This window comes from Pontibacter chinhatensis, from assembly GCF_900113285.1.
Taxonomy (GTDB): Bacteria; Bacteroidota; Bacteroidia; order Cytophagales; family Hymenobacteraceae; genus Pontibacter; species Pontibacter chinhatensis.
The window spans coordinates 489,467-508,784 of record NZ_FOOT01000003.1; the positions used below are offsets into that span (position 1 = coordinate 489,467).

Annotated in this window: 16 protein-coding genes; 12 read left to right on the forward strand and 4 right to left on the reverse strand. The window is 52.8% G+C overall.

Annotated elements, in window-relative coordinates:
• Window positions 1-4: 4 nt before the first annotated feature.
• Window positions 5-865, forward strand: coding sequence for a type IX secretion system ring subunit PorN/GldN (gene porN / locus BM040_RS11300; RefSeq protein ID WP_092101184.1), 861 nt, complete (start codon window positions 5-7; stop codon window positions 863-865).
• Window positions 866-1,021: 156 nt separating this feature from the next.
• On the opposite strand, the gene uvrC is transcribed toward porN, so the two are convergent.
• The 3 genes from uvrC to porW are packed head-to-tail and all read right to left on the reverse strand — an operon-like array spanning window position 1,022 to window position 8,003.
• The gene (gene uvrC, locus BM040_RS11305; RefSeq protein WP_092101186.1) at window positions 1,022-2,845 is read right to left on the reverse strand and encodes an excinuclease ABC subunit UvrC; all 1,824 of its coding nucleotides are present in this window, start codon (window positions 2,843-2,845) and stop codon (window positions 1,022-1,024) included.
• Between the two features lie 12 nt (window positions 2,846-2,857).
• Window positions 2,858-5,167, reverse strand: coding sequence for a penicillin-binding protein 1A (locus tag BM040_RS11310; RefSeq protein WP_092101188.1), 2,310 nt, complete (start codon window positions 5,165-5,167; stop codon window positions 2,858-2,860).
• A 4-nt stretch (window positions 5,168-5,171) separates the two neighbouring features.
• A complete protein-coding gene (porW, locus tag BM040_RS11315) occupies window positions 5,172-8,003 on the reverse strand; it encodes a type IX secretion system periplasmic lipoprotein PorW/SprE (protein ID WP_092101190.1) in 2,832 nt (943 codons plus the stop codon).
• A 301-nt stretch (window positions 8,004-8,304) separates the two neighbouring features.
• On the opposite strand from porW, the gene BM040_RS11320 reads away from it, so the two are divergent.
• From BM040_RS11320 to BM040_RS11370, 11 genes are all read left to right on the forward strand, one after another.
• Window positions 8,305-8,547 carry an AtpZ/AtpI family protein gene (locus tag BM040_RS11320; protein ID WP_092101192.1) on the forward strand — a complete coding sequence of 81 codons (243 nt, stop codon included), beginning with the start codon at window positions 8,305-8,307 and terminating at the stop codon, window positions 8,545-8,547.
• Between the two features lie 5 nt (window positions 8,548-8,552).
• The gene (locus BM040_RS11325; protein ID WP_092101194.1) at window positions 8,553-8,936 is read left to right on the forward strand and encodes a hypothetical protein; all 384 of its coding nucleotides are present in this window, start codon (window positions 8,553-8,555) and stop codon (window positions 8,934-8,936) included.
• Between the two features lie 43 nt (window positions 8,937-8,979).
• Window positions 8,980-9,996 carry a F0F1 ATP synthase subunit A gene (gene atpB / locus BM040_RS11330; RefSeq protein WP_092101196.1) on the forward strand — a complete coding sequence of 339 codons (1,017 nt, stop codon included), beginning with the start codon at window positions 8,980-8,982 and terminating at the stop codon, window positions 9,994-9,996.
• Between the two features lie 38 nt (window positions 9,997-10,034).
• Entirely contained in the window at window positions 10,035-10,292 is a 258-nt protein-coding gene (gene atpE / locus BM040_RS11335) for an ATP synthase F0 subunit C (protein WP_092101198.1), read from the forward strand.
• A gap of 153 nt (window positions 10,293-10,445) precedes the next feature.
• Window positions 10,446-10,940 carry a F0F1 ATP synthase subunit B gene (locus BM040_RS11340; protein WP_092101200.1) on the forward strand — a complete coding sequence of 165 codons (495 nt, stop codon included), beginning with the start codon at window positions 10,446-10,448 and terminating at the stop codon, window positions 10,938-10,940.
• A 55-nt stretch (window positions 10,941-10,995) separates the two neighbouring features.
• Window positions 10,996-11,553: an ATP synthase F1 subunit delta gene (atpH, locus tag BM040_RS11345; protein WP_092101202.1), complete on the forward strand. Its 558-nt coding sequence runs from the start codon at window positions 10,996-10,998 to the stop codon at window positions 11,551-11,553.
• A gap of 2 nt (window positions 11,554-11,555) precedes the next feature.
• On the forward strand, window positions 11,556-13,136 hold the full coding sequence (gene atpA, locus BM040_RS11350) for a F0F1 ATP synthase subunit alpha (protein ID WP_092101204.1): 1,581 nt from the start codon (window positions 11,556-11,558) through the stop codon (window positions 13,134-13,136).
• 71 nt (window positions 13,137-13,207) lie between these two features.
• Complete coding sequence (gene atpG, locus BM040_RS11355; protein WP_092101206.1) at window positions 13,208-14,098, forward strand: ATP synthase F1 subunit gamma; 891 nt, start codon at window positions 13,208-13,210, stop codon at window positions 14,096-14,098.
• Window positions 14,099-14,275: 177 nt separating this feature from the next.
• A complete protein-coding gene (gene pafA / locus BM040_RS11360) occupies window positions 14,276-15,994 on the forward strand; it encodes an alkaline phosphatase PafA (protein ID WP_245756192.1) in 1,719 nt (572 codons plus the stop codon).
• A gap of 49 nt (window positions 15,995-16,043) precedes the next feature.
• Window positions 16,044-16,625: an inorganic diphosphatase gene (locus BM040_RS11365; RefSeq protein WP_092101208.1), complete on the forward strand. Its 582-nt coding sequence runs from the start codon at window positions 16,044-16,046 to the stop codon at window positions 16,623-16,625.
• Between the two features lie 152 nt (window positions 16,626-16,777).
• Window positions 16,778-17,680 (forward strand): UbiA family prenyltransferase, encoded by a 903-nt coding sequence (locus BM040_RS11370; protein WP_092101211.1) that lies wholly within the window; start codon window positions 16,778-16,780, stop codon window positions 17,678-17,680.
• Here BM040_RS11370 and BM040_RS11375 read toward each other — a convergent pair.
• Window positions 17,661-19,178, reverse strand: coding sequence for an NAD(P)H-hydrate dehydratase (locus tag BM040_RS11375; protein WP_092101213.1), 1,518 nt, complete (start codon window positions 19,176-19,178; stop codon window positions 17,661-17,663). The two genes, BM040_RS11370 and BM040_RS11375, sit on opposite strands and share 20 nt — an antisense overlap.
• Between the last annotated feature and the right edge of the window lie 140 nt (window positions 19,179-19,318).

Below are 19,318 nucleotides of genomic sequence, written 5' to 3' on the forward strand. Positions count from 1 at the left end.
GAGTATGAAATTAGTTAAAGTAATAGGTGTAGCAGCCGGTTTGATGTTCTCTGCAGGAGCCATGGCCCAGCAGGTGTCAAACACTACTGAGAGCAATCCTTCAGCAAGGCCTATTCCTGAATCTGATATCCTGTTCAAGAAAACAGTGTGGCGTAAAATTGACCTTCGCGAGAAGCAAAACAAGCCACTCTTTTCGGAGAACAGAGAAATCACCAAGATCATTATAGAGGCTGTTAAGAGTGGTGAACTCACTGCCTACAGAAGCGATTCTGTAAGCACACCTATCACGCGTGAAGAGTTTATGACAAACCTGACGCCTAAAGAGGCTGAAGGTGGCCTGAGCGAAGAAGAAATCGCTGCTGGTTTTGGTCAGGTAGAGGAGGAAGACGATGCTTGGGGTGCTGCCCTTGGCTCTAGCGCCGGAACTACTGAAGCCGCTCCTGTAAGTAACGAGTACTTTCCAAAGCAGCTGTACCTGCTGGAGCTGAAAGAGAACGTAGTGTTCGATAAGAAGCGCTCACGCATGTACCACGATATCCAGACAATCAGTATTAAAGTGCCTGCCACGCTCAACCCACTGGGCTTTGAGCAAAACGTGGCTAGCTTTAAGATGAGCGATCTGGTACGCGTATTCCGTAACAACCCGGAAACGGCTATCTGGTACAACGCGCAGAACGATGCACAGCACAAGAACCTGGCAGATGCGTTCGACCTGTGGCTGTTCAGCTCTTACATCACTAAAATCTCTAACCCTGGAGACCAGAACCTTGCTTCCATCTACGGTGGCGGTAAGAACGGTCTGCTAGCTGCTCAGAATGCCTTGGAGGCGCTGATTGAGTATGAGTATAGCCTGTGGAGCTACTAATATCCGCAAGCAGCTTAAACATAAAAAGGAGACTCATTTGAGTCTCCTTTTCTTTTTGTATCTACTCCTGTAGCAGGGATTGGACTTTAGCTGTGAATTAGAAAGTACGAAGTTCATACTTTGAGGCGCAAGTATAATTAGCTGGCAAAGTATAAATCATGCACCTGCACCACTTTCAGTAGAACGAAGATGATCGAAAAGTATAGCGGCTTTTGCCTTGCCCACCTCAGCCGTTAGCTGATCCAGGGAAAGCTCGCGCAACTTCTTAACGGATCTATACTTCTGCAGGAGCGCGTCTGCAGTAGAGGAGCCAATACCCTTGATGTCGGTCAGCTCAGTTTTTAAGGTGCCTGCATCCCGCTTGCTGCGGTGAAAGGTAATAGCAAACCGGTGCGCCTCGTTTCGGAGCCGCTGTATTAGCTTCAACGACTCGGATTTCTTGTCAATATAGAGCGGCAGAGAATCGCCAGGGTAGAAGATTTCTTCCAGGCGCTTAGCAATGCCCACCACGGCTATCTTACCATACAAGTTCAAATCTCGAAGCGCTTTGACGGCCATACTCAATTGACCCTTGCCCCCATCGATGATAATGAGTTGCGGGAGAGGCTGGTTCTCGTCGAGCAGGCGGCGGTAGCGGCGGGTAACAATCTCATACATCGACTCGAAATCGTTGGGCCCTACAACCGTTTTGATGTTGAAGTGGCGGTAATCCTTTTTGCTCGGCTTGCCGTTCTTAAAGCACACCATCGAGGCCACCGGGTTGTCGCCCTGAAAGTTGGAGTTGTCAAAGCACTCGATCTGGCGAGGAAGTTCTGTCAGGCGAAGGTCCTTCTTCAGCGTTTCAAGTACACGCAGCTCGCGCTGCTCATTCTTCTCCTTATACTTCTCCTGCCGTCCCTCACGCTCTTTGCGTAAGTATAAAGCGTTTTTCAGGGACAGGTTAAGCAGCTTTCTTTTATCTCCAATCTGTGGGTAAGTTACCGTCACGTTATCGAGCGGTAGCTGCAGCTCGATGTTCGTGATTATCTCGCGGGAGGTGCTTTCAAACTCCTGTCGCAGCTGTACGATTACAGAGGCAAGTATCTCCGCATCCTCCTCGTCTAGTTTCTTCTCTAACTCCAGCGACTGGGTAAGTATAATGGAGCCGTTCATCACCTTCAGGTAGTTGATGAAAGCACATTCCTCGTTGCTGGTGATGGTAAAGACATCGATGTTGGTGAGCGTATTACTCACAACGGTAGACTTGGCCTGGAAATCCTCCAGCAACTCGAGCTTTTGTTTATACTTGTGCGCCACCTCAAACTGATAGTCAGCGGCGGCGGCGGCCATCTGTTCCTTAAAGTATATTTTGGCCACGGAGAGGTTGCCAGAAAGTATGTTCCGGATCTGGGAAATGTTGGCGTTATACTCCGTCTCGTCCATCAGCGCCTCGCAGGGGCCCTTGCAGTTGCCGATGTGGTACTCCAGGCATACCTTGAACTTACCGGCCGCAATATTTTCCGGGGAGAGGTTATAGGTACATGTGCGGATGGGGTACAGGGTACGGATAAGATCCAGCAGCACGTTCATGGTCGTCACGCTGGGGTAAGGGCCAAAGTAACGTGAACCGTCGTTCTTCTTGTTGCGTGTGCTGATAACGCGCGGGAACCGCTCGTTTACGATGCAGATGTAGGGGTATGTTTTGCCATCCTTCAGCAGGATGTTATACTTAGGCTGATACTGTTTGATGAGGTTGTTCTCGAGCAGGAAAGCATCGGCCTCCGTGTCTACAATCGTAAACTCGATGTCCTTAATCTGCGAGACGAGCTTCAGCGTTTTTTTATTATGCTGGGCAGAGCGATTGAAATAGGAACTAACGCGTTTCCTGATATCAATCGCTTTGCCAACATAGATGATGTCATGCTCGTCGAAGAACTTGTAGATGCCGGGTTTATGCGGCAGGTGCGGTATTTTCTCCTTCAGCTTCTCGTTTGCTGGCATAAAGTAAGGGAATTAGATTTCCAGGTTAAGCTCGGTGGGCAGGTTCAGAAACTCATCCTGCTGGGTTGAGTCAATCGGCACACCGCGGTTATACTTGTCACAATCTAATTCTACCGATAAAGGCATAGAAGGTTTAGGGAATGGCTCCTGTGTCAGGCCAATGGACTTATCGTTGTACACTTTCTGCATGAAAGCGCCGTAGATAGGCATGGCCAATCGACCACCCTGGCCAAGGGCAAGCGTACGGAAGTGGATAGAGCGGTCCTCGCCACCAACCCAAACGCCGGCAACCAAGTCAGGGGTAATGCCCATAAACCAGGCGTCAGAGTAGTTCTGGGAAGTACCGGTTTTAGCGCCCATCTCATTTTTAAGGCCATTGCGGAAGCGAAGGCCATAGTATGCGGTACCACCTGGCTCGGCAGCCGCCTTCAGCATGTGCACCATGGTATAAGCCGTTTCCTCGCTCAGGGCCTCTACCGTTTTAGGCATGAACTCTACCAGCACGTTGCCATGCTTGTCCTCGATGCGGGTAATAAAGTTTGGCTGCACCCAGGTGCCACCGTTCACGAAAGTACCGTAAGCGCCAACCATGTCGAACAGGGAAACATCACTTGTACCCAACACTAAGGCCGGCGTTTCATCCAAGTGTGTGGTAATGCCCATACGGCGGGCAGTTTGCGCGACAGCCGGTGCGCCCAGTTTGTTCACCAGGAAAGCAGAGATAGAGTTAACAGACTCTGCCAGGGCCTTGCGCAAGGTATAGCGCTCGCCGCTAAACTTGTTGTTGGCGTTTTTAGGGCACCACATCTTTCCGTCAGGCAGCGGGATACAGTTTTCCGTGTCCAGCACCTCGTAGCAGGGCGGGTAGCCATTCTCGATGGCGGTGGTATACAGGAATGGTTTAAAAGTGGAGCCAGGCTGGCGGGAGCTCTGTTTCACGTGGTCATACTTGAAGTGCTTGTAGTTGATACCGCCCACCCAGGCTTTGATATGGCCCGTCTGCGGCTCCATGGCCATAAAGCCCGTCTGCAGGAAGTGCTTGTAATGCTTGAGCGAGTCCATTGGGCTCATCACTACATCTTTCTCCCCCTCCCAGGTGAAAATCCGCATCGGGACTTTCTTGTTGAGGTAGTAGTTAATCGAGTCGTTGTCATCGCCGAAGCGCGCCTTCAGGCGGCGGTAGCGGTCGGTGCGCTTAATGGCCATTTCCGGGAAGCCCTTGAGCTCCTTCATGTTCTCATCCACCCATGGGTTACGGCCTTTCCAGTGCTCGAAGAAAACTTTCTGGCGGTCTTTCATGTGCTCTACCACAGCCTCCTCGGCATACTTCTGCATGCGCGCGTCGATGGTGGTGAAGATGCGCAGGCCGTCGGCATACAGGTCGTAGCCGTTTTCGCGGCACCACTGCAGCAGGAACTTGCTGGCCTCGGTGCGGAAGTAGGGCGCCAGGCCAATGTTGTGGCTTTCTACCCGGTAATCCAGGGAAATCTCCTCGTCTTTAAGCTTGTTGAACTCCGCATCGGTCATAAAGCCATACTTGACCATCTGAGCCAGCACCACGTTACGGCGGCGCTTGGAGTTCTCGGGGTTGAACTTGGGGCTAAAATTAGTCGGAGCTTTTAGTAGGCCAACCAGTACTGCCGATTCCTGCACATTCAGTTCCTCCGGCTTTTTGTTGAAGAAGGTCTTAGCAGCAACTTTGATACCGTAGGCGTTGGAACCAAAATCCACGGTGTTCAGGTACATTGTCATGATCTCCCGCTTGGTGTAAGAGCGCTCCAGTTTCACGGCCATGATCCACTCCTTGGTTTTCAGGATGAGCATCCCGAGGCCGGGCACATCATTCAGCACCCCGTTGTTGAGCTCCTCGCTACGCGTGTTAAAGAGGTTTTTGGCCACCTGCTGCGTCAGCGTACTGCCGCCGCCTTTCTGGTTACCGGTGATAATACCAGCCGCCACGCGTACCATGGCCTGCGGGTCAATGCCGGCGTGCTCCTCAAAACGGATGTCCTCAGTAGCCATCAGGGCGTTGATCAGGTTCTCCGGAAGCTCATCATACTCTACCGGGGAGCGGTTCTCTCGGAAGTATTTTCCCAGGAGTTCGTTGTCGGCAGAGTATAACTCGGAAGCCACCTCGCTTTTAGGGTTCTCCAGGGTGCGCAGATCCGGCATCTCCCCAAACAAATTCAGGAAGTTTATACTTACCGTGAAGATATAAAGTACAAAAGCCGCAAAGCCGCCGATAAACAGCAGCCACAGCACCGACACTACCTTTGGGTAAAAGGATTTTTTAGGAGTAATGGTCTTTTGACGCGTAGTCATGTAATTAATAATTGTCTTTGAAGAAGGTCAGGTATACTTCAGGATCTTTCTTCTGTATAAATTTCTCGAAGTTGGCAGAAGAGATAACAAAGGTAAGGAATTCTACGCCTCTTATTCTACCCACCGGGGCCTGTGGCGCCTTTTGTTTGATGTTGTAAGAGGAGGCAAGCTTCAGATCCTGGAAAGAACGGGCTACCAGCATGGTTTTACCGTCTCCAAAATCCAAGGTCTCCAGCGTAAGCTTTTCATTTCTATAGTACATGTTGTTATACTTCTCATACTTCTGCCCAATGTCAGCAAAGGCCTTTTCACCTGCAGGGAAGATCAGCACAAAATAATAAGCCGAGTCTGCCTCCGTGGTATAGGCCAGTGGGTCAGCTGCCGGGTCTGCCAGGAGGGTGTCTATGGCCGTGGCCTCCTGCGTAACAGTAGTGTCTGCCTCTGATGTTGCCGGCTGCTCCGGCAGTGCCGTGTCTACTGGCTGCGGTTTAGGAGCAGGAGGCAGTACCGGCGATGCCTTGCCCGCTGATGCGGTAGCCTGTGCAATTTCTGTGCTAACTTTCTGCTCCGGGCTTAGGACAGCGGCTTCTTGCTTCGGGGCCGGTGGCGCAGGCGCCTCTGTTCTGAGCTGGTTTTTCTGTTCCAGGTCCTGGTAAGTGGCCAGCAGTTTGTCTGCCTGCTTCACCAGGGGGCTGTTCTTGTGTTCTTTCTTGAACCAGTTTAGCTTTTCGCGCAATACCTCCGGCTTCTCGGTTCGGGCCGCAACCATGGCATCCAGAAACATAATTTTATCCTGAATGTCATTGAAAGGGTATTGTGCGGAGACCGTCTTCAGTAGCTCCACAGCTTGCTGATACTCCTGCGCCTCGTAGTGGGCATATGCTGAGTCGTACAGGGCATGTACCTTCAGGTTGTCGGCAGCGGTTTTGGCCAGGAAGCCCTCATCATCAAGCAAACGGGCATAGGTGGTGTTGGGGAACTGCTGCTTTATTTTCTGGTAGTATACCTGCTGCTGTTCCTGGTCTCCGGTGCGGCCATAGAGCAAGTATAAACTGTAGTAGGATGCGGCCGCGTGGGACGTATGCGGAAAGCGTTGCAGTAACTGCTCATAGGTGGTGATGGCCTCCTGCGGCTCCTGAAGGCTTTGGGCATAGATGCCGGCCAGGCGGAAGAGCGCTTCCTCCACCATTCGCTCCGATTGCTGCATGGCGGCGGTGCTGAGCGGCAGGTTCTGCAGGTAGGCATCCACCTGGGCTTTCATGCGTTCCTCCGGGCTAACTTCAGTTTCCGGCTCTGTTATACTTTCCGGAGTCTGTACAATCTGCACGGGCTGGGTACTGGTCTCGCCGCGGGTGCGGATGCGCCAGAAATCCTGGTTTGGGCGGTCGCCCCAGCGGCGGGTAAACTCGGCGCGTGCCGAGGCCATGGCCGAGGGGTTATCAAAGTACCATACGCCGTCGGTGTTGCTGGTGCCGAAGGTCGCGTTAGTATTGTTCGTGCGGGTCTGGTTGCGGCGGCTCTCCTGCTCCTGGCGCTGGGCCTGTTCCTGCTGCTTGGCTGCTAAGGCCAGGCGATCTTCCTCCTCGCGCTGCGCCAGGGTCTGCAAAAACTCCATGCGATCCGCCTCTGGCATGTTGGCGATGTGCTGCAGGCTGTCCTGCGTGTGGATGGTGGTATACTGCTGGGCAAAGTCAGCCAGGATATCGCGGCGCTCGGCCACAGCCTCGTATTGGGCTGCCTGCTGCGGGTATACCTGTACGGCGCTGTCGTAGTAGGCGGCGGCCAGCTCATACTTGTTCAGGTTCTCGAAATAGATTTCACCGGCCAGTACATAACTATAGGCCTTCTGGTTGGGCAGCGCGCCTGGCGTGCGCAGCGACTGTTGCAGGTGCTCCAGGGCCTTGTCGTAGTGCTGCTGGCGCAGCTCGAAGCGCGCCATCTCATAGTATATCTTGTCGCGGTACTCCTTGTTCTTCTCGTCGCGGAGCATGCGCTGGTAATACCCTTCAATACGCTCCACCTCGTTGTTATCGGCCAGCTCAGTTACCTGCCCCAGGTTCAGGCGGCTGAAGAAACCCAGGTCGTAAGGAGGGTTGCTGCGCAGCACCTTGCTGTACTGCCGGTCGGCCTCCTTGTTCTGCCCCGTCAGCTGGTAAAGCTGCCCCAACGTATAGCGTACACGCGAGGCGGCGTCTTTCTCGTCAAAATTAGGCAGGGAGAGGGCCAGGTTGTCAATCAATTGGGTGGTGTCGCCCTGCAGGCGGTAATAGTGGGCCCGGGTTAAGTATAGCTCGCGGGCATTAGCCTTGTTGAGGCGCTCCTTGCGCAGGTACTCCGATACTTGCTGGGCGTTTTCCATCTCGCCTAATACTATAAAGGAGCGCATGAGCCATACCAGCGCCTCATGCCGCTCGGCTTTGTCTTTGCCGTTGGCATTTACATACTTAAAGGTGCGTACCGCTTCCTCAAAGTTCAGCTCGTAAAAGTTTGCCTTGCCAATCAGCACATAGCTGTTGTCGACCCACTTGCTGTTGGGATGGTACTGTATTGGGAAAGAAGCTTTTTTCTTAATGTCCTCCAGGTCAGCGGCCATGGCAGTGGCTTTGGCGGTGTCGAGGGGCGGGAAGATGGGCAGCACCTGGCTATAGTCGTACACTGTTTGCTCCTGCAGCTGTTCTTCCAGCAGGCGCAGCTTCTCCTTAGCCAGAAAATAACCGTTGTAGCGGGCGGTGGTGTTGTGGTAGGCCTTGCTCATGAGGTTGTTGCGCTCGGCAGAGCAAGCCGACAACAGCAGTCCGGCAAGTATAAGAAGTATGTACAGCGGGTTCTTGTTCAAAGTAGCGGCGTGCAGCAGGTTTTCGGTGCTTCTAATATATAAAGTATAAACGCATTGGCCGAGGCTAAAAGTATAGCCTTCTGCGCCACAACAGCCCACACGGCAACGCCTGCCGGGCCGATTCGCATCTTATCTACAAAAATACAATAATCATCGGATAGTTAAGCATATAGCGCAATTGAGCCTGCTATTGAACTATACAATATTCCAAATGGTTTCAGGCCAGGTATACTTTGCCCTGGTTGCACTGTTTTGGCACGTTGGCACGTAAAAAGGAGTATCTTTGCAAACTTCTGAAGCCATGGAACATCATCCGGAAAAAGAACAGGAACCTGAGCAGCGCAGGCAGGATAGTATAAAACCCTATGTCAAATACTCAGGCATGGCGTTTCAGATGATCGGGGCGCTGGTGCTGGCTGCCTTTGGCGGCCGCTGGCTCGATGCCCAGGTGGGCAACGACAAGCCCTGGTTTACCATCGGCCTGCTGCTGGTGGCCGTGCTGGCCACCATGATCCTGACCATAGTCTCCATCAATAAAAAGTAACTTACGTGAAGTTTGTCAGAAACCTGCTTATCCTAACGGCCATTCTTTGTGCCATCATCGGCGTCCTGCTACAATTTACCGGTTATACCCTGCTGCACAGCTACATCTGGCACATGCTCGTTTTCTTCGTGTTCATCACCGGTTTTACTTATTACCTGACGCAGCTGGGCTACAAAAACGACCCTGACAACTTCCAGGTGTACTATTTTGCTTCGATGGGTTTCAGGATGGTGCTGAGTTTAGGGGTGGTAGGGTTGTATATCTGGTTCTACCAGGAGGGGCGTTTGCAGTTCGTCTTCAACTTCTTCGCGTTATATTTCCTCTTCACCGGGTTTGAAATTTACAGTTTGTTGGCTAACTTGCGCCCGCATTTGAAAAGCCAGAATTAACGGTAGGTTCTGTCTGTAAAATCTTGCTTCTAAATCATTCTTAATGAAGAGGTTATTCGTTCTATTGTTTTCCTTCCTGACGCTCACTGCTTTTGCTGAGGCGGCCTCGGAAGATGGGAAGTTTGAGCCGGGGGCTATGATCACGCATCACATTGCGGATGATTATACCTGGCATTTTGCTGATGGTGTGGTGGCGTACCTGCCTGTTATACTTGTGGATAACGGCGAGTTTCAGGTATTTTCCTCAAGCAATTTCTACAACGAAGCTCACGAGTTGGTGCCTTACAACGGTTATGCCCTGGATCACGGCCACATCGTGAAAGTGGACGCTTCCGGAGAGCCGTTGGCAGATCAGGCAGGGTTGTACGACTTCTCTATCACTAAGAACGTAGCATCCCTGTTTGTTAGTGTGGCTTTGATGCTGGTTATCTTCTTTGTGATAGCAGGCCGCTACAAAAACAACGCGAAAACTGCTCCCCGCGGGATTCAGTCTTTCTTTGAGCCCATCATCATCTTTATCCGCGACGAGATTGCCAAGGCGAACATCGGTCCGAAGTATGAGCGCTACATGCCTTACCTGCTCACCGTGTTCTTCTTTATCTGGTTTAACAACCTGCTGGGCCTGATGCCAGGCGGCGCGAACCTGACCGGTAACATCGCGGTGACCTTGGTGCTGGCTGGTATTACCCTGCTTATTACGCTGTTTAGCGGCAATAAAAACTACTGGAAGCACATTGTAGCTACCCCCGGCGTTCCTACCTGGCTGGCTCCAATCATGATTCCGGTGGAGCTTATCGGTATCCTGACAAAGCCATTCTCCCTGATGGTCCGACTTTTTGCCAACATCACGGCAGGTCACATCATCATCCTGTCGCTGTTTAGCTTGATCTTTATTTTCGAGAGCATATCAGTGGCGCCGCTGAGCGTGGCCTTCTCTATCTTCATGATGTTCCTGGAGTTGTTTGTGGCCCTGTTGCAGGCCTATATCTTCACCCTGCTGTCTGCCATGTACTTTGGTGGTGCGGTAGAGGAGCATGACCATGCGGATGAGCATCATTAATCAGAATTTTATTTTTTTAACTATATATAACTATAACTATGTTGTTAGCACTTCTGCTTCAAGCTGTTTCTGAAGGCGCTGGTCTTGGTATTCTGGGTGCCGGTATCGGTGCAGGTCTGGTTGCTCTTGGCGCCGGTCTTGGTATCGGTCGTATCGGTGGCTCAGCTATGGAATCTATTGCCCGTCAGCCAGAGGCTGGTGGCAAAATCCAAACTGCCATGATTATCTCTGCCGCTCTTATCGAGGGTGTAAGCCTTTTCGGTGTGGTAGTGTGTCTTCTGATCGCTATTGCTTAATTACTTTTCTAAAGTAACAAGCTAACATTACCTGATCTCACGTCTGGGCGCATGGCCCAGACGATGAGATCAAAAACATAGTTCAGGTATAGTTAAAAGGTTGCCACTGGTGCAGCCGCAAAAAAAGAATTTAATACTCAACCAACATAAACAATGGAATTAGTAACCCCTGGTATTGGTCTGATTTTCTGGCAGACGGTAGTATTCCTGCTTGTACTGTTCCTGCTTGGTAAGTTTGCGTGGAAGCCGATAATGAATGCGCTCCAGGAGCGTGAGTCTTCTATCGAGAACGCCCTGAGCGCGGCGGAGAAGGCGAAGCTGGAGATGCAGGCACTGAAGGCAGACAACGAGAAACTGCTGGCAGAAGCCCGTTTGGAGCGTGACAAAATCCTGAAAGAGGCTACTGATGCCGCCAACAGCATTGTAGAGACTGCCAAGCAGAAAGCGAATGAAGAGGGAGCCCGCATGATTGAGCAGGCCCGTGAGTCGATCGAGAATGAGAAGCGTGCTGCCATCACAGAGGTGAAAAACATGGCTGCTTCTCTGTCGCTGGAGATCGCAGAGCAAATCCTGCGTAAAGAGCTGAGCGACAAGAACGCGCAGCAGGCCCTGGCGCAGGAGTATATTCGCGAAGTAACGCTTAACTAACAAAGTATAGACGCGGACTGCCATGGTAGTTTCCGCCTCATTATAAAAAAGCACTATGTCAGATATTAGAGTTGCTTCCAGGTACGCGAAGTCGCTGATTGAGCTGGCTGAGGAGAAGAATGTGCTGGAGCAGGTGAATGCAGACATGCAGCTGTTCTCGCAGGTGGTTTCTCAGAACCGCGAATTTAAGCTACTGCTTCTTAACCCGATTGTAAAATCGGATAAAAAGCTGGCCATCATCAATAAGGTGTTCCAGGGAAAGGTTAGCGAACTGACGCTGGCTTTCTTCAACCTGATTGCCCGCAAGAACCGTGAAGCAGTGTTGGAAGGAGTGGCTACTTCTTTCCAGGAGCAGTACCGCGTGAAGCAAGGCATACAGAGCGCAGAGGTTATCTCTGCCACGCCGCTTTCACCTGCCCTGCGCGACGAGCTGGGTAAGAAGCTGGTGGCCCAAACAGGCAAGCGTATCGAGCTGGTGGAGCGCATCGACCCATCCCTGATTGGTGGATTCGTGCTGCGCGTAGGCGATAAACAAATCGACAGCTCCGTGAAGAACAGCCTTCGCAAGCTGAGAAATCAATTTAAAGACAACCCATACATTAATAAACTATAATCATGGCAGAAGTAAGACCTGACGAAGTATCAGCCATATTAAGAGAACAGCTGTCTAACTTCCGTACCGAGGCGGAACTGGAAGAAGTAGGCACTGTGCTGCAAGTGGGTGACGGTGTCGCTCGTATCTATGGCCTTTCCAAGGCTCAGTCTGGTGAGCTATTAGAGTTTGAGAACGGACTGCAAGCTCTGGTGCTGAACCTGGAAGAGGACAATGTAGGTGCCGTATTGCTCGGTGACTACAGCGAGATAAAAGAGGGTGCCACTGTAAGAAGAACTAACCGTATTGCCTCCATCAGAGTAGGTGACGGTATTGTTGGCCGTGTGGTGAACACACTGGGCCAGCCAATCGATGGCAAAGGCCCTATCGCTGGCGAGATGTATGAAATGCCACTGGAGCGTAAAGCCCCAGGTGTAATTTTCCGTCAGCCGGTAAACGAGCCAATGCAAACCGGTATCAAGGCGATCGACTCCATGATTCCGATCGGCCGTGGCCAGCGTGAGCTTATCATCGGTGACCGCCAGACAGGTAAAACAGCGGTTGCTATCGACACTATCCTGAACCAGCGCGAGTTCTACGACAGAGGAGAGCCAGTATTCTGTATCTACGTTGCTGTAGGCCAGAAAGCCTCTACTGTGGCGCAGGTGGTGAAAGCCCTTCAGGAGGGCGGTGCCATGGAGTATACCGTGGTGGTGGCAGCTTCTGCCGCTGACCCTGCTCCAATGCAGTTCTTTGCGCCGTTTACAGGTGCTGCCATCGGAGAATTCTTCCGTGACACAGGCCGCCCTGCACTGGTGGTATACGATGACCTTTCCAAGCAAGCTGTGGCTTACCGTGAGGTGTCTCTGCTGCTGCGTCGTCCGCCAGGGCGTGAGGCTTACCCAGGTGACGTATTCTACCTGCACTCCCGTCTGTTGGAGCGTGCTGCAAAAATCAACGCCTCTGACGAGATCGCTCAGAACATGAACGACCTGCCAGAGTCTATCAAGCACTTAGTGAAAGGTGGCGGCTCTCTGACAGCACTTCCAATCATCGAGACACAGGCTGGTGACGTTTCTGCCTATATCCCAACGAACGTAATTTCAATTACAGACGGTCAGATCTTCCTGGAGACCAACCTGTTCAACGCGGGTGTTCGTCCGGCCATTAACGTAGGTATCTCGGTATCTCGTGTGGGTGGTTCTGCGCAGATTAAGTCGATGAAGAAAGTAGCTGGTACCCTGAAGCTGGACCAGGCGCAGTTCCGCGAGCTGGAGGCGTTTGCCAAGTTCGGTTCTGACCTGGATGCTGCTACCAAGCTGACCATTGAGCGTGGCCGCCGTAACCTGGAGATCCTGAAGCAGGCGCAGTTCTCGCCAGTTCCGGTAGAGGAGCAGGTAGCTACTATCTATGCTGCTACGAACGGTCTGCTGGATACTGTTCCGGTGAACGAGGTGAGAAACTTCGAGAAGGACTTCCTGCGCAACATGCGTGCTCAGCATGCAAATGCCCTGAATGCACTGCGCGCTGGTAAGCTGGATGACGAAACCACGGCTGCTATCAAGCAGGTGGCGAAAGAGACAGCTGCAAAGTATAATAAATAGTCTTTAAGTAAAGAGGCTGGAGGTTGGGGCAAGCGCCTTTAACCTCCGGCTTTTGCTCATAGCGATAATATATGGCAAGTTTAAAAGAGGTTAGAGGCCGCATCACATCGGTATCGTCTACGCAGCAGATTACCAAGGCCATGAAAATGGTGGCGGCTGCCAAGCTGAGACGTGCACAGGATAGCATTATGCGTATGCGCCCTTACGCGCAGCGCCTGAGTGGCATCCTGACAAACCTTTCCTCTATGGCAGAGGGGGCAGTCACAAATCCTTACGCAGAGAAGCGCGAGGCGAATAAGGTGCTGATCATCGCAGTAACCTCTGATCGTGGCCTGGCTGGTGCCTTTAACTCCAACATCATTAAGGCGGTTAACACGCTGGTGAACGGGCAGTACAGAAGCCAGTTTGAAGCCGGCAACGTGACCATCCTGACGATCGGCCGCAAGGGCTTCGATGCTTTCCGCAAGAGAGGCTACAACGTGATCGGCGATTACAGCAACACGTTCACCAACCTGTCTTTTGACACAGTTCGCGTTGCTGCGGAGCGTGCCATGGCCGGTTTTGTGGCAGGTGAGTTCGATAAGGTTGATCTTATCTACAATGAGTTCAGGAACGTGGCGACGCAGATTGTGCGCCATGAGCAGTTCCTGCCGATAGAGGAGAAGGCGGCAGAGGAGGCGGATGCCGAGATGTCGCTGATCGACTATACATTTGAGCCTTCCAAGGAGCAGATCGTGGAGGAGCTGATCCCGAAATCGCTGAAGATACAAGTATACAAGGCGGTGCTGGAGTCAAATGCTTCTGAGCACGGTGCCCGTATGACGGCGATGGACAAAGCCACGGAAAACGCCGGCGAACTGCTGAAGGAGCTGAAACTCACCTACAACAGGACGCGCCAGGCGGCCATCACGAAGGAGATCCTTGAGATCGTTGGTGGTGCCGAGGCCTTAGCTTCCAAATAAGTGAAATAAAAGCAACCAGAAGCAGCGCCCACCGACAAAAGTGGGCGCTGCTCTTTTGTAGCGGTACCTGTGCCTTCGGTAGGATTAAAAAATAATTAAATATAATGTTGAAACGCGGAATAAGGCGCATTACTAACTTGTACTTCCTATATTTGTAAGGAGAGAACCTATAGATAAATGAGATACAAAGAGTTACTCAAGTCCTTGGGAATGGTTAAGGCCACGGCTGCCTTTGCACTTATGCTAAGCGCCTGTGCCGGCACAACCCCAAGCGCTCCGACAGCCCCCGCGAACAACACTAACACCCTTGCCGCCGCTGAGCATCCCATTCAGCAACGCCCGAAGCTGATAGTAGGCATTGTGGTAGACCAGATGCGTTACGATTACCTGTACCGCTACTGGGATAAGTATGGCAACGACGGCTTCAAGAAAATGCTGATCCAGGGGTATAACTTTAAAAATACCCAGTACAGCTACGTGCCGACCTATACTGGTCCCGGGCATGCCTCGGTTTATACCGGCAGTGTGCCTGCCCTAAACGGCATTGTAGGCAACAGCTGGTATGAGCGGGAGCAGAAAGCGACTGTTTACTGCGTGGAAGACAAAACCGTGCAGACTGTGGGCAGCAGCTCGAAAGCGGGACTTATGTCGCCTGCCAACCTGAAAACAACAACTATTACCGACGAGCTGCGCCTGGCCACTAACATGAAGGCAAAGGTAGTGGGCGTAGCCTTGAAAGACCGAGGTTCTATACTTCCGGCAGGCCACCTGGGCAATGGTGCCTATTGGTTCGACTCGGAGAGCGGTAACTGGATTACAAGCACCTACTACGCGCAGGATTTGCCGCAGTGGGTGAAGGAGTTTAACGCCAAGAAGCTGCCGGACCAATACCTGAGCAAGCCGTGGGAGACACTGCTTCCAATTGAGGAATATACTGAGAGTACGGCTGATGACATGCCGTGGGAAGGTACCCTTGCCGGAGAGCAGAAACCAGTGTTTCCGCACAATGTGCCTGCGTTGAAAGGCAATGGATATGAAATCATACGCTCAGTGCCGGCGGGCAACACCCTCACAAAAGACTTCGCGCTGGCGGCACTAAGAGGCGAGGGTCTGGGCAAGGACAACGTCACAGACTTCCTGGCCGTGAGCTTTTCTACGCCAGATTATGTGGGCCATACTTTTGGACCAAACTCGATAGAGGCCCAGGATATTTTCCTGCGCCTGGACCGTGAAATGGCCGAGCTGATCAGCGAGATTGAAAAAGAAGTAGGCCAGGGTGAGGTACTGTTTTTCCTGACAGCAGACCATGGGGCGGCGCACGTGCCAGGTTACATGCAGAGCCTGAAAGTACCTGCAGGTGTGGCTACCTCCGCCGTGATCCGTGACTCTGTGGATGCTTACCTGGATAAAATATACGGAAATGCAGATTGGGTAGAGCGTTATACTAACCAGCAGATTTACCTGAACCGTACAACAATAGACGGCAAGAAGCTAAATAAAGCAGATGTGGAGCAGCGCGTGGCTGCTTATGTGCTGCGTTTTAAAGGCGTGATGCGTGCGGTAACATCCACGGCCCTGCAAAACAGCAACTGGGGTACGGGTATGATGGCCCGCGTGGAGAGCGGTTATAACGCCAAGCGCTCCGGCGATGTTATCCTGCTGCTGGAGCCAAGTTGGTTCGAGGGTTACGGGAAAGACCCGAAGGGAACCACGCACGGCTCATACTCCAACTACGACACCCACGTGCCGCTTCTCTGGTACGGCTGGAAGGTGCAGCCAGGCGAGAGTGATGCCGAAGCGGCTGTAGCGGATATAGCACCAACAATAGCGGCCTGGCTATACATTCAGGAGCCGAACGGAAGTGTAGGCAGGCCTTTACAAGTATACATGAAATAAACCTTAGCGCCTGAAGAAGAACAGATTGACGGCGTCTTTAACATTAACGATGAATATGGAGAATACAGAGGACAAGAACAATCCATGGCATAGTGTGAGTTACGGCGAAATGTCGCCAGAAGTGGTAACGGCTATCATTGAGATTCCGAAAGGATCGAAGGCCAAGTATGAATTGGATAAGGATAGCGGTATGCTGAAGCTGGACCGTGTGCTTTTCTCATCGGTAAACTACCCGGCCAATTATGGCTTTATCCCACAAACCTACTGCGACGACAAAGACCCGCTGGATATACTAGTGATTTGCTCTATTGACGTGCAGCCGATGTGCCTGATCGACGCTAAAGTGATTGGCGTGATGCAGATGATAGACAACAACGAGGAGGACGATAAAATCATTGCCGTGGCTTACAACGACATGTCGGTGCGCCACATCAACGACATCTCTGAACTGCCGCCGCATACGCTGCTGGAGATGCGCCGCTTCTTCGAAGACTATAAGAAGCTGGAGAACAAGGAAGTGATCGTGGAGCAATTCCTGGGCCGTGAGCATGCCTACAGAATCATCCAGGAGAGCATCGACCTTTACAACACTACATTTGGCGAGCCTTCTAAGAAAGAGCAAACGCTATAAAATTATTACTTTTCCTGTTTTAAGCCTGGCCTGGGGTAACCCGAGCCGGGCTTTTATTTTTTGACAGTAGCAGCACCAAGTATGGCGCGCACCCAGAACCGCAGGTAGCCGCGTTTGATTGGCGGGTGATTTGTTGCGTACTTGCAGATTAAATGAGCCTGAACAGAGACATTGGCATAAGAGAAGCGGAGCGCCACCCGCGCAGGTTGTTGGAGGGACTGCTGTACAGCAGCGTCTTCATCTCTTGCTGCGGCCTTGCACTGACCGCAGAGACGTACCTGCTGGCCGGGCTGCCGGTGTCCTGGGCGATGGCGGTGTTTGTGTTTCTGGCCACGCTGTTTACCTACAACCTCAGCAGTGTGCAGAGTATCGTCCGAAGACCCCGCCAAAGTATAAACAGGCACGACCCGGTGTGGGGGCAACGCCACAAGCGGGAACTGGCGGTGCTGGGGCTGCTGAGTATAGCCATGGCGGTGGGGGTATACTTTTGGTTCGGTCTGCGGGTAGATTGGTGGTTCCTGCTGCACCTGGCCATAATCTCGGTAGGGTATACAGTGCCGGTGCTCTACAAGCAGAGGCGTGTAAGGCCGCTGCGCAGCGTGCCGCTGCTCAAAGTGTTCCTGATAGCCTATGTATGGGCGGTGGTGACGGCTATGCTCCCGCTGCTGGATGCCGGCATGGACGTATGGCAACCGGAAACGCTGTGGCTTTTCCTGCGCCGCTTCCTGTTTATACTTGCCTTAGCCCTTCTCTTCGATATCCGCGATTTCTCCTATGACCGCAACATGAACACGCTCACTTTTCCGGGCTGGATAGGCGTGCGCAAGACCAAGCTACTCTCGCTGGGGCTGCTGGGGCTGTACATGCTGGTGGTGCTGGCAAGCGGGGAGGCCGGTGTTATACTTTGGGCCCTGCTGGCAAGCGCCTTGGGAGCGGCCGTAATCGTATGGCGCTCTGCAGAGAATAGGCCGCGCGCCTACTTTGCCATCCTGGCTGACGGAGCCATGTTGCTGCATGCCGGGTTAGTGGTCTTGGCTACCGTTGTGGCTGGCTGAGGTGCAGAAACGCCTTGGGCAGGTGGTCTATCACGTCAGAGGCTGTCATGCCTATCTCGCCTACCGTTTGCAGCGCCAGGTCGGCGGCCAGACCATGTATAAATACCCCCAGCCGGCAGGCCTCCTCCAGCGTATAGTGCTGTCCCACCAAGGCCGTGATAATGCCGGTCAGCACATCGCCGGTGCCGCCAGTGGCCAGGCCCGGATTGCCCGTGGTGTTAAAGTATACTTTGCCTTCGGGCGTACCGATGGCCGTGTGGCCCCCTTTCAGCACCACATAGCAGCCATACTCCATACAGAACTCGCGCAGGTGCTGCAGGCGGTCGTAGTCGTTTTTGACCTTGCCTACCAAGCGCTCAAACTCCTTGGGGTGCGGCGTGAAAATGAGCTCTTTCTGGTATAGCTGGCCTTTCAATTTTTCGCTGGCCGCAATCAGGTTAATGGCATCCGCATCCAGCACCATCGGGCGGGAGGAGGTGGCCAGCAGCTGCCCGATAGCTGTCTTGGTAACGCGCTCGGTGCCGATGCCTGGCCCAATTCCAACGACGCTATACTTCTCCAGCTCCGGGGGCAATTCAGAAAGGTGTTTGCGGTTTTTGTCGGTGAGGGTCATAGCTTCGGGCACGGCCGTTTGCAGGATGGGGTAGCCCGCCTGTGGCACCTGCACCGTGAGCAGGCCGGTGCCGCTGCGGAGGCAGGCGCGGGAAGCCAGCACAGCCGCGCCCATTTTGCCGTAGCTACCGCAAAGCAGCAGTGCATGGCCATAGGTGCCCTTGTGCGAGAATTTCTTCCGGGGTTTTAGCAGCCGCTGTATAGCCTCCTGCCGGGTACAGTAAAAGTTTGATTTTACCTTAGCGATAAATTGCTGGCTCAACCCGATGGGAACCACCTGCCACGAGCCTACAAAGCGTTCGTGCTGGGGCAGCAGAAAGGCCAGTTTGGGGAGTTCAAAGCTAACGGTATACGTTGCCCGGATGATGGCCCCTTCCTCAGGTGTCTGGCTGTCGGAGAAGAGGCCGGAGGGGATATCGATGGCGGTGATGGTGGCGCCACTGCTGTTCAGTTTCTCAATCACCTGGCCATACAAGCCGGTAACGGGGCGGTTCAGGCCAGTGCCGAAAAGGGCATCCACCACCAGCACATCGCCTTTCAGCTCCGGAAGGGCATTTTCCTGTTCCACGTGGCTGGGTGGTAATTCCGGCGGCAGGCGCTTCAGGTTTACCTTAAAATCATCCGAGGCCCTGGAGGTATCCCCCACCACGTAGGGCTGTACTTTATACTTGCGCTCGTGCAGCAGGCGCGCCACGGCCAGTCCGTCGCCGCCGTTGTTGCCGGGGCCACAGAAAATGTGTACCTCCGCACCAGGCTGAAACTTATTTTCAAACCAGCCGGTAAAGGCTTTCGCTGCCCGTTCCATCAGGTCGGTGGAGGAGATGCCTTCTTCACGGATAGTATAAGCGTCGGCTTCGCGGGTTTGGGCGGCGTTGAGGATTTTCATGTGGAACAGCAGGGTTAGTACGCCTAAATATACTTTATTGCGATGGTTCGGTTGCGGGTGCAGCAGGTGAAGACGGGCAATGTATCCGCAGCAATAAGCACGATAAAAATGCAACCATCAGGGCACAAAAAAGAGTAAAA

Bases quoted from the DNA above. Each gene is read 5' to 3' on its own strand.
- porN (WP_092101184.1), top strand. From the start codon at position 5: ATGAAATTAGTTAAAGTAATAGGTGTAGCAGCCGGTTTGATGTTCTCT.
- uvrC (WP_092101186.1), bottom strand. From the start codon at position 2,845: ATGCCAGCAAACGAGAAGCTGAAGGAGAAAATACCGCACCTGCCGCAT.
- BM040_RS11310 (WP_092101188.1), bottom strand. From the start codon at position 5,167: ATGACTACGCGTCAAAAGACCATTACTCCTAAAAAATCCTTTTACCCA.
- BM040_RS11320 (WP_092101192.1), top strand. From the start codon at position 8,305: ATGGAACATCATCCGGAAAAAGAACAGGAACCTGAGCAGCGCAGGCAG.
- atpB (WP_092101196.1), top strand. From the start codon at position 8,980: ATGAAGAGGTTATTCGTTCTATTGTTTTCCTTCCTGACGCTCACTGCT.
- atpE (WP_092101198.1), top strand. From the start codon at position 10,035: ATGTTGTTAGCACTTCTGCTTCAAGCTGTTTCTGAAGGCGCTGGTCTT.
- BM040_RS11340 (WP_092101200.1), top strand. From the start codon at position 10,446: ATGGAATTAGTAACCCCTGGTATTGGTCTGATTTTCTGGCAGACGGTA.
- atpH (WP_092101202.1), top strand. From the start codon at position 10,996: ATGTCAGATATTAGAGTTGCTTCCAGGTACGCGAAGTCGCTGATTGAG.
- atpA (WP_092101204.1), top strand. From the start codon at position 11,556: ATGGCAGAAGTAAGACCTGACGAAGTATCAGCCATATTAAGAGAACAG.
- atpG (WP_092101206.1), top strand. From the start codon at position 13,208: ATGGCAAGTTTAAAAGAGGTTAGAGGCCGCATCACATCGGTATCGTCT.
- pafA (WP_245756192.1), top strand. From the start codon at position 14,276: ATGAGATACAAAGAGTTACTCAAGTCCTTGGGAATGGTTAAGGCCACG.
- BM040_RS11365 (WP_092101208.1), top strand. From the start codon at position 16,044: ATGAATATGGAGAATACAGAGGACAAGAACAATCCATGGCATAGTGTG.
- BM040_RS11370 (WP_092101211.1), top strand. From the start codon at position 16,778: ATGAGCCTGAACAGAGACATTGGCATAAGAGAAGCGGAGCGCCACCCG.
- BM040_RS11375 (WP_092101213.1), bottom strand. From the start codon at position 19,178: ATGAAAATCCTCAACGCCGCCCAAACCCGCGAAGCCGACGCTTATACT.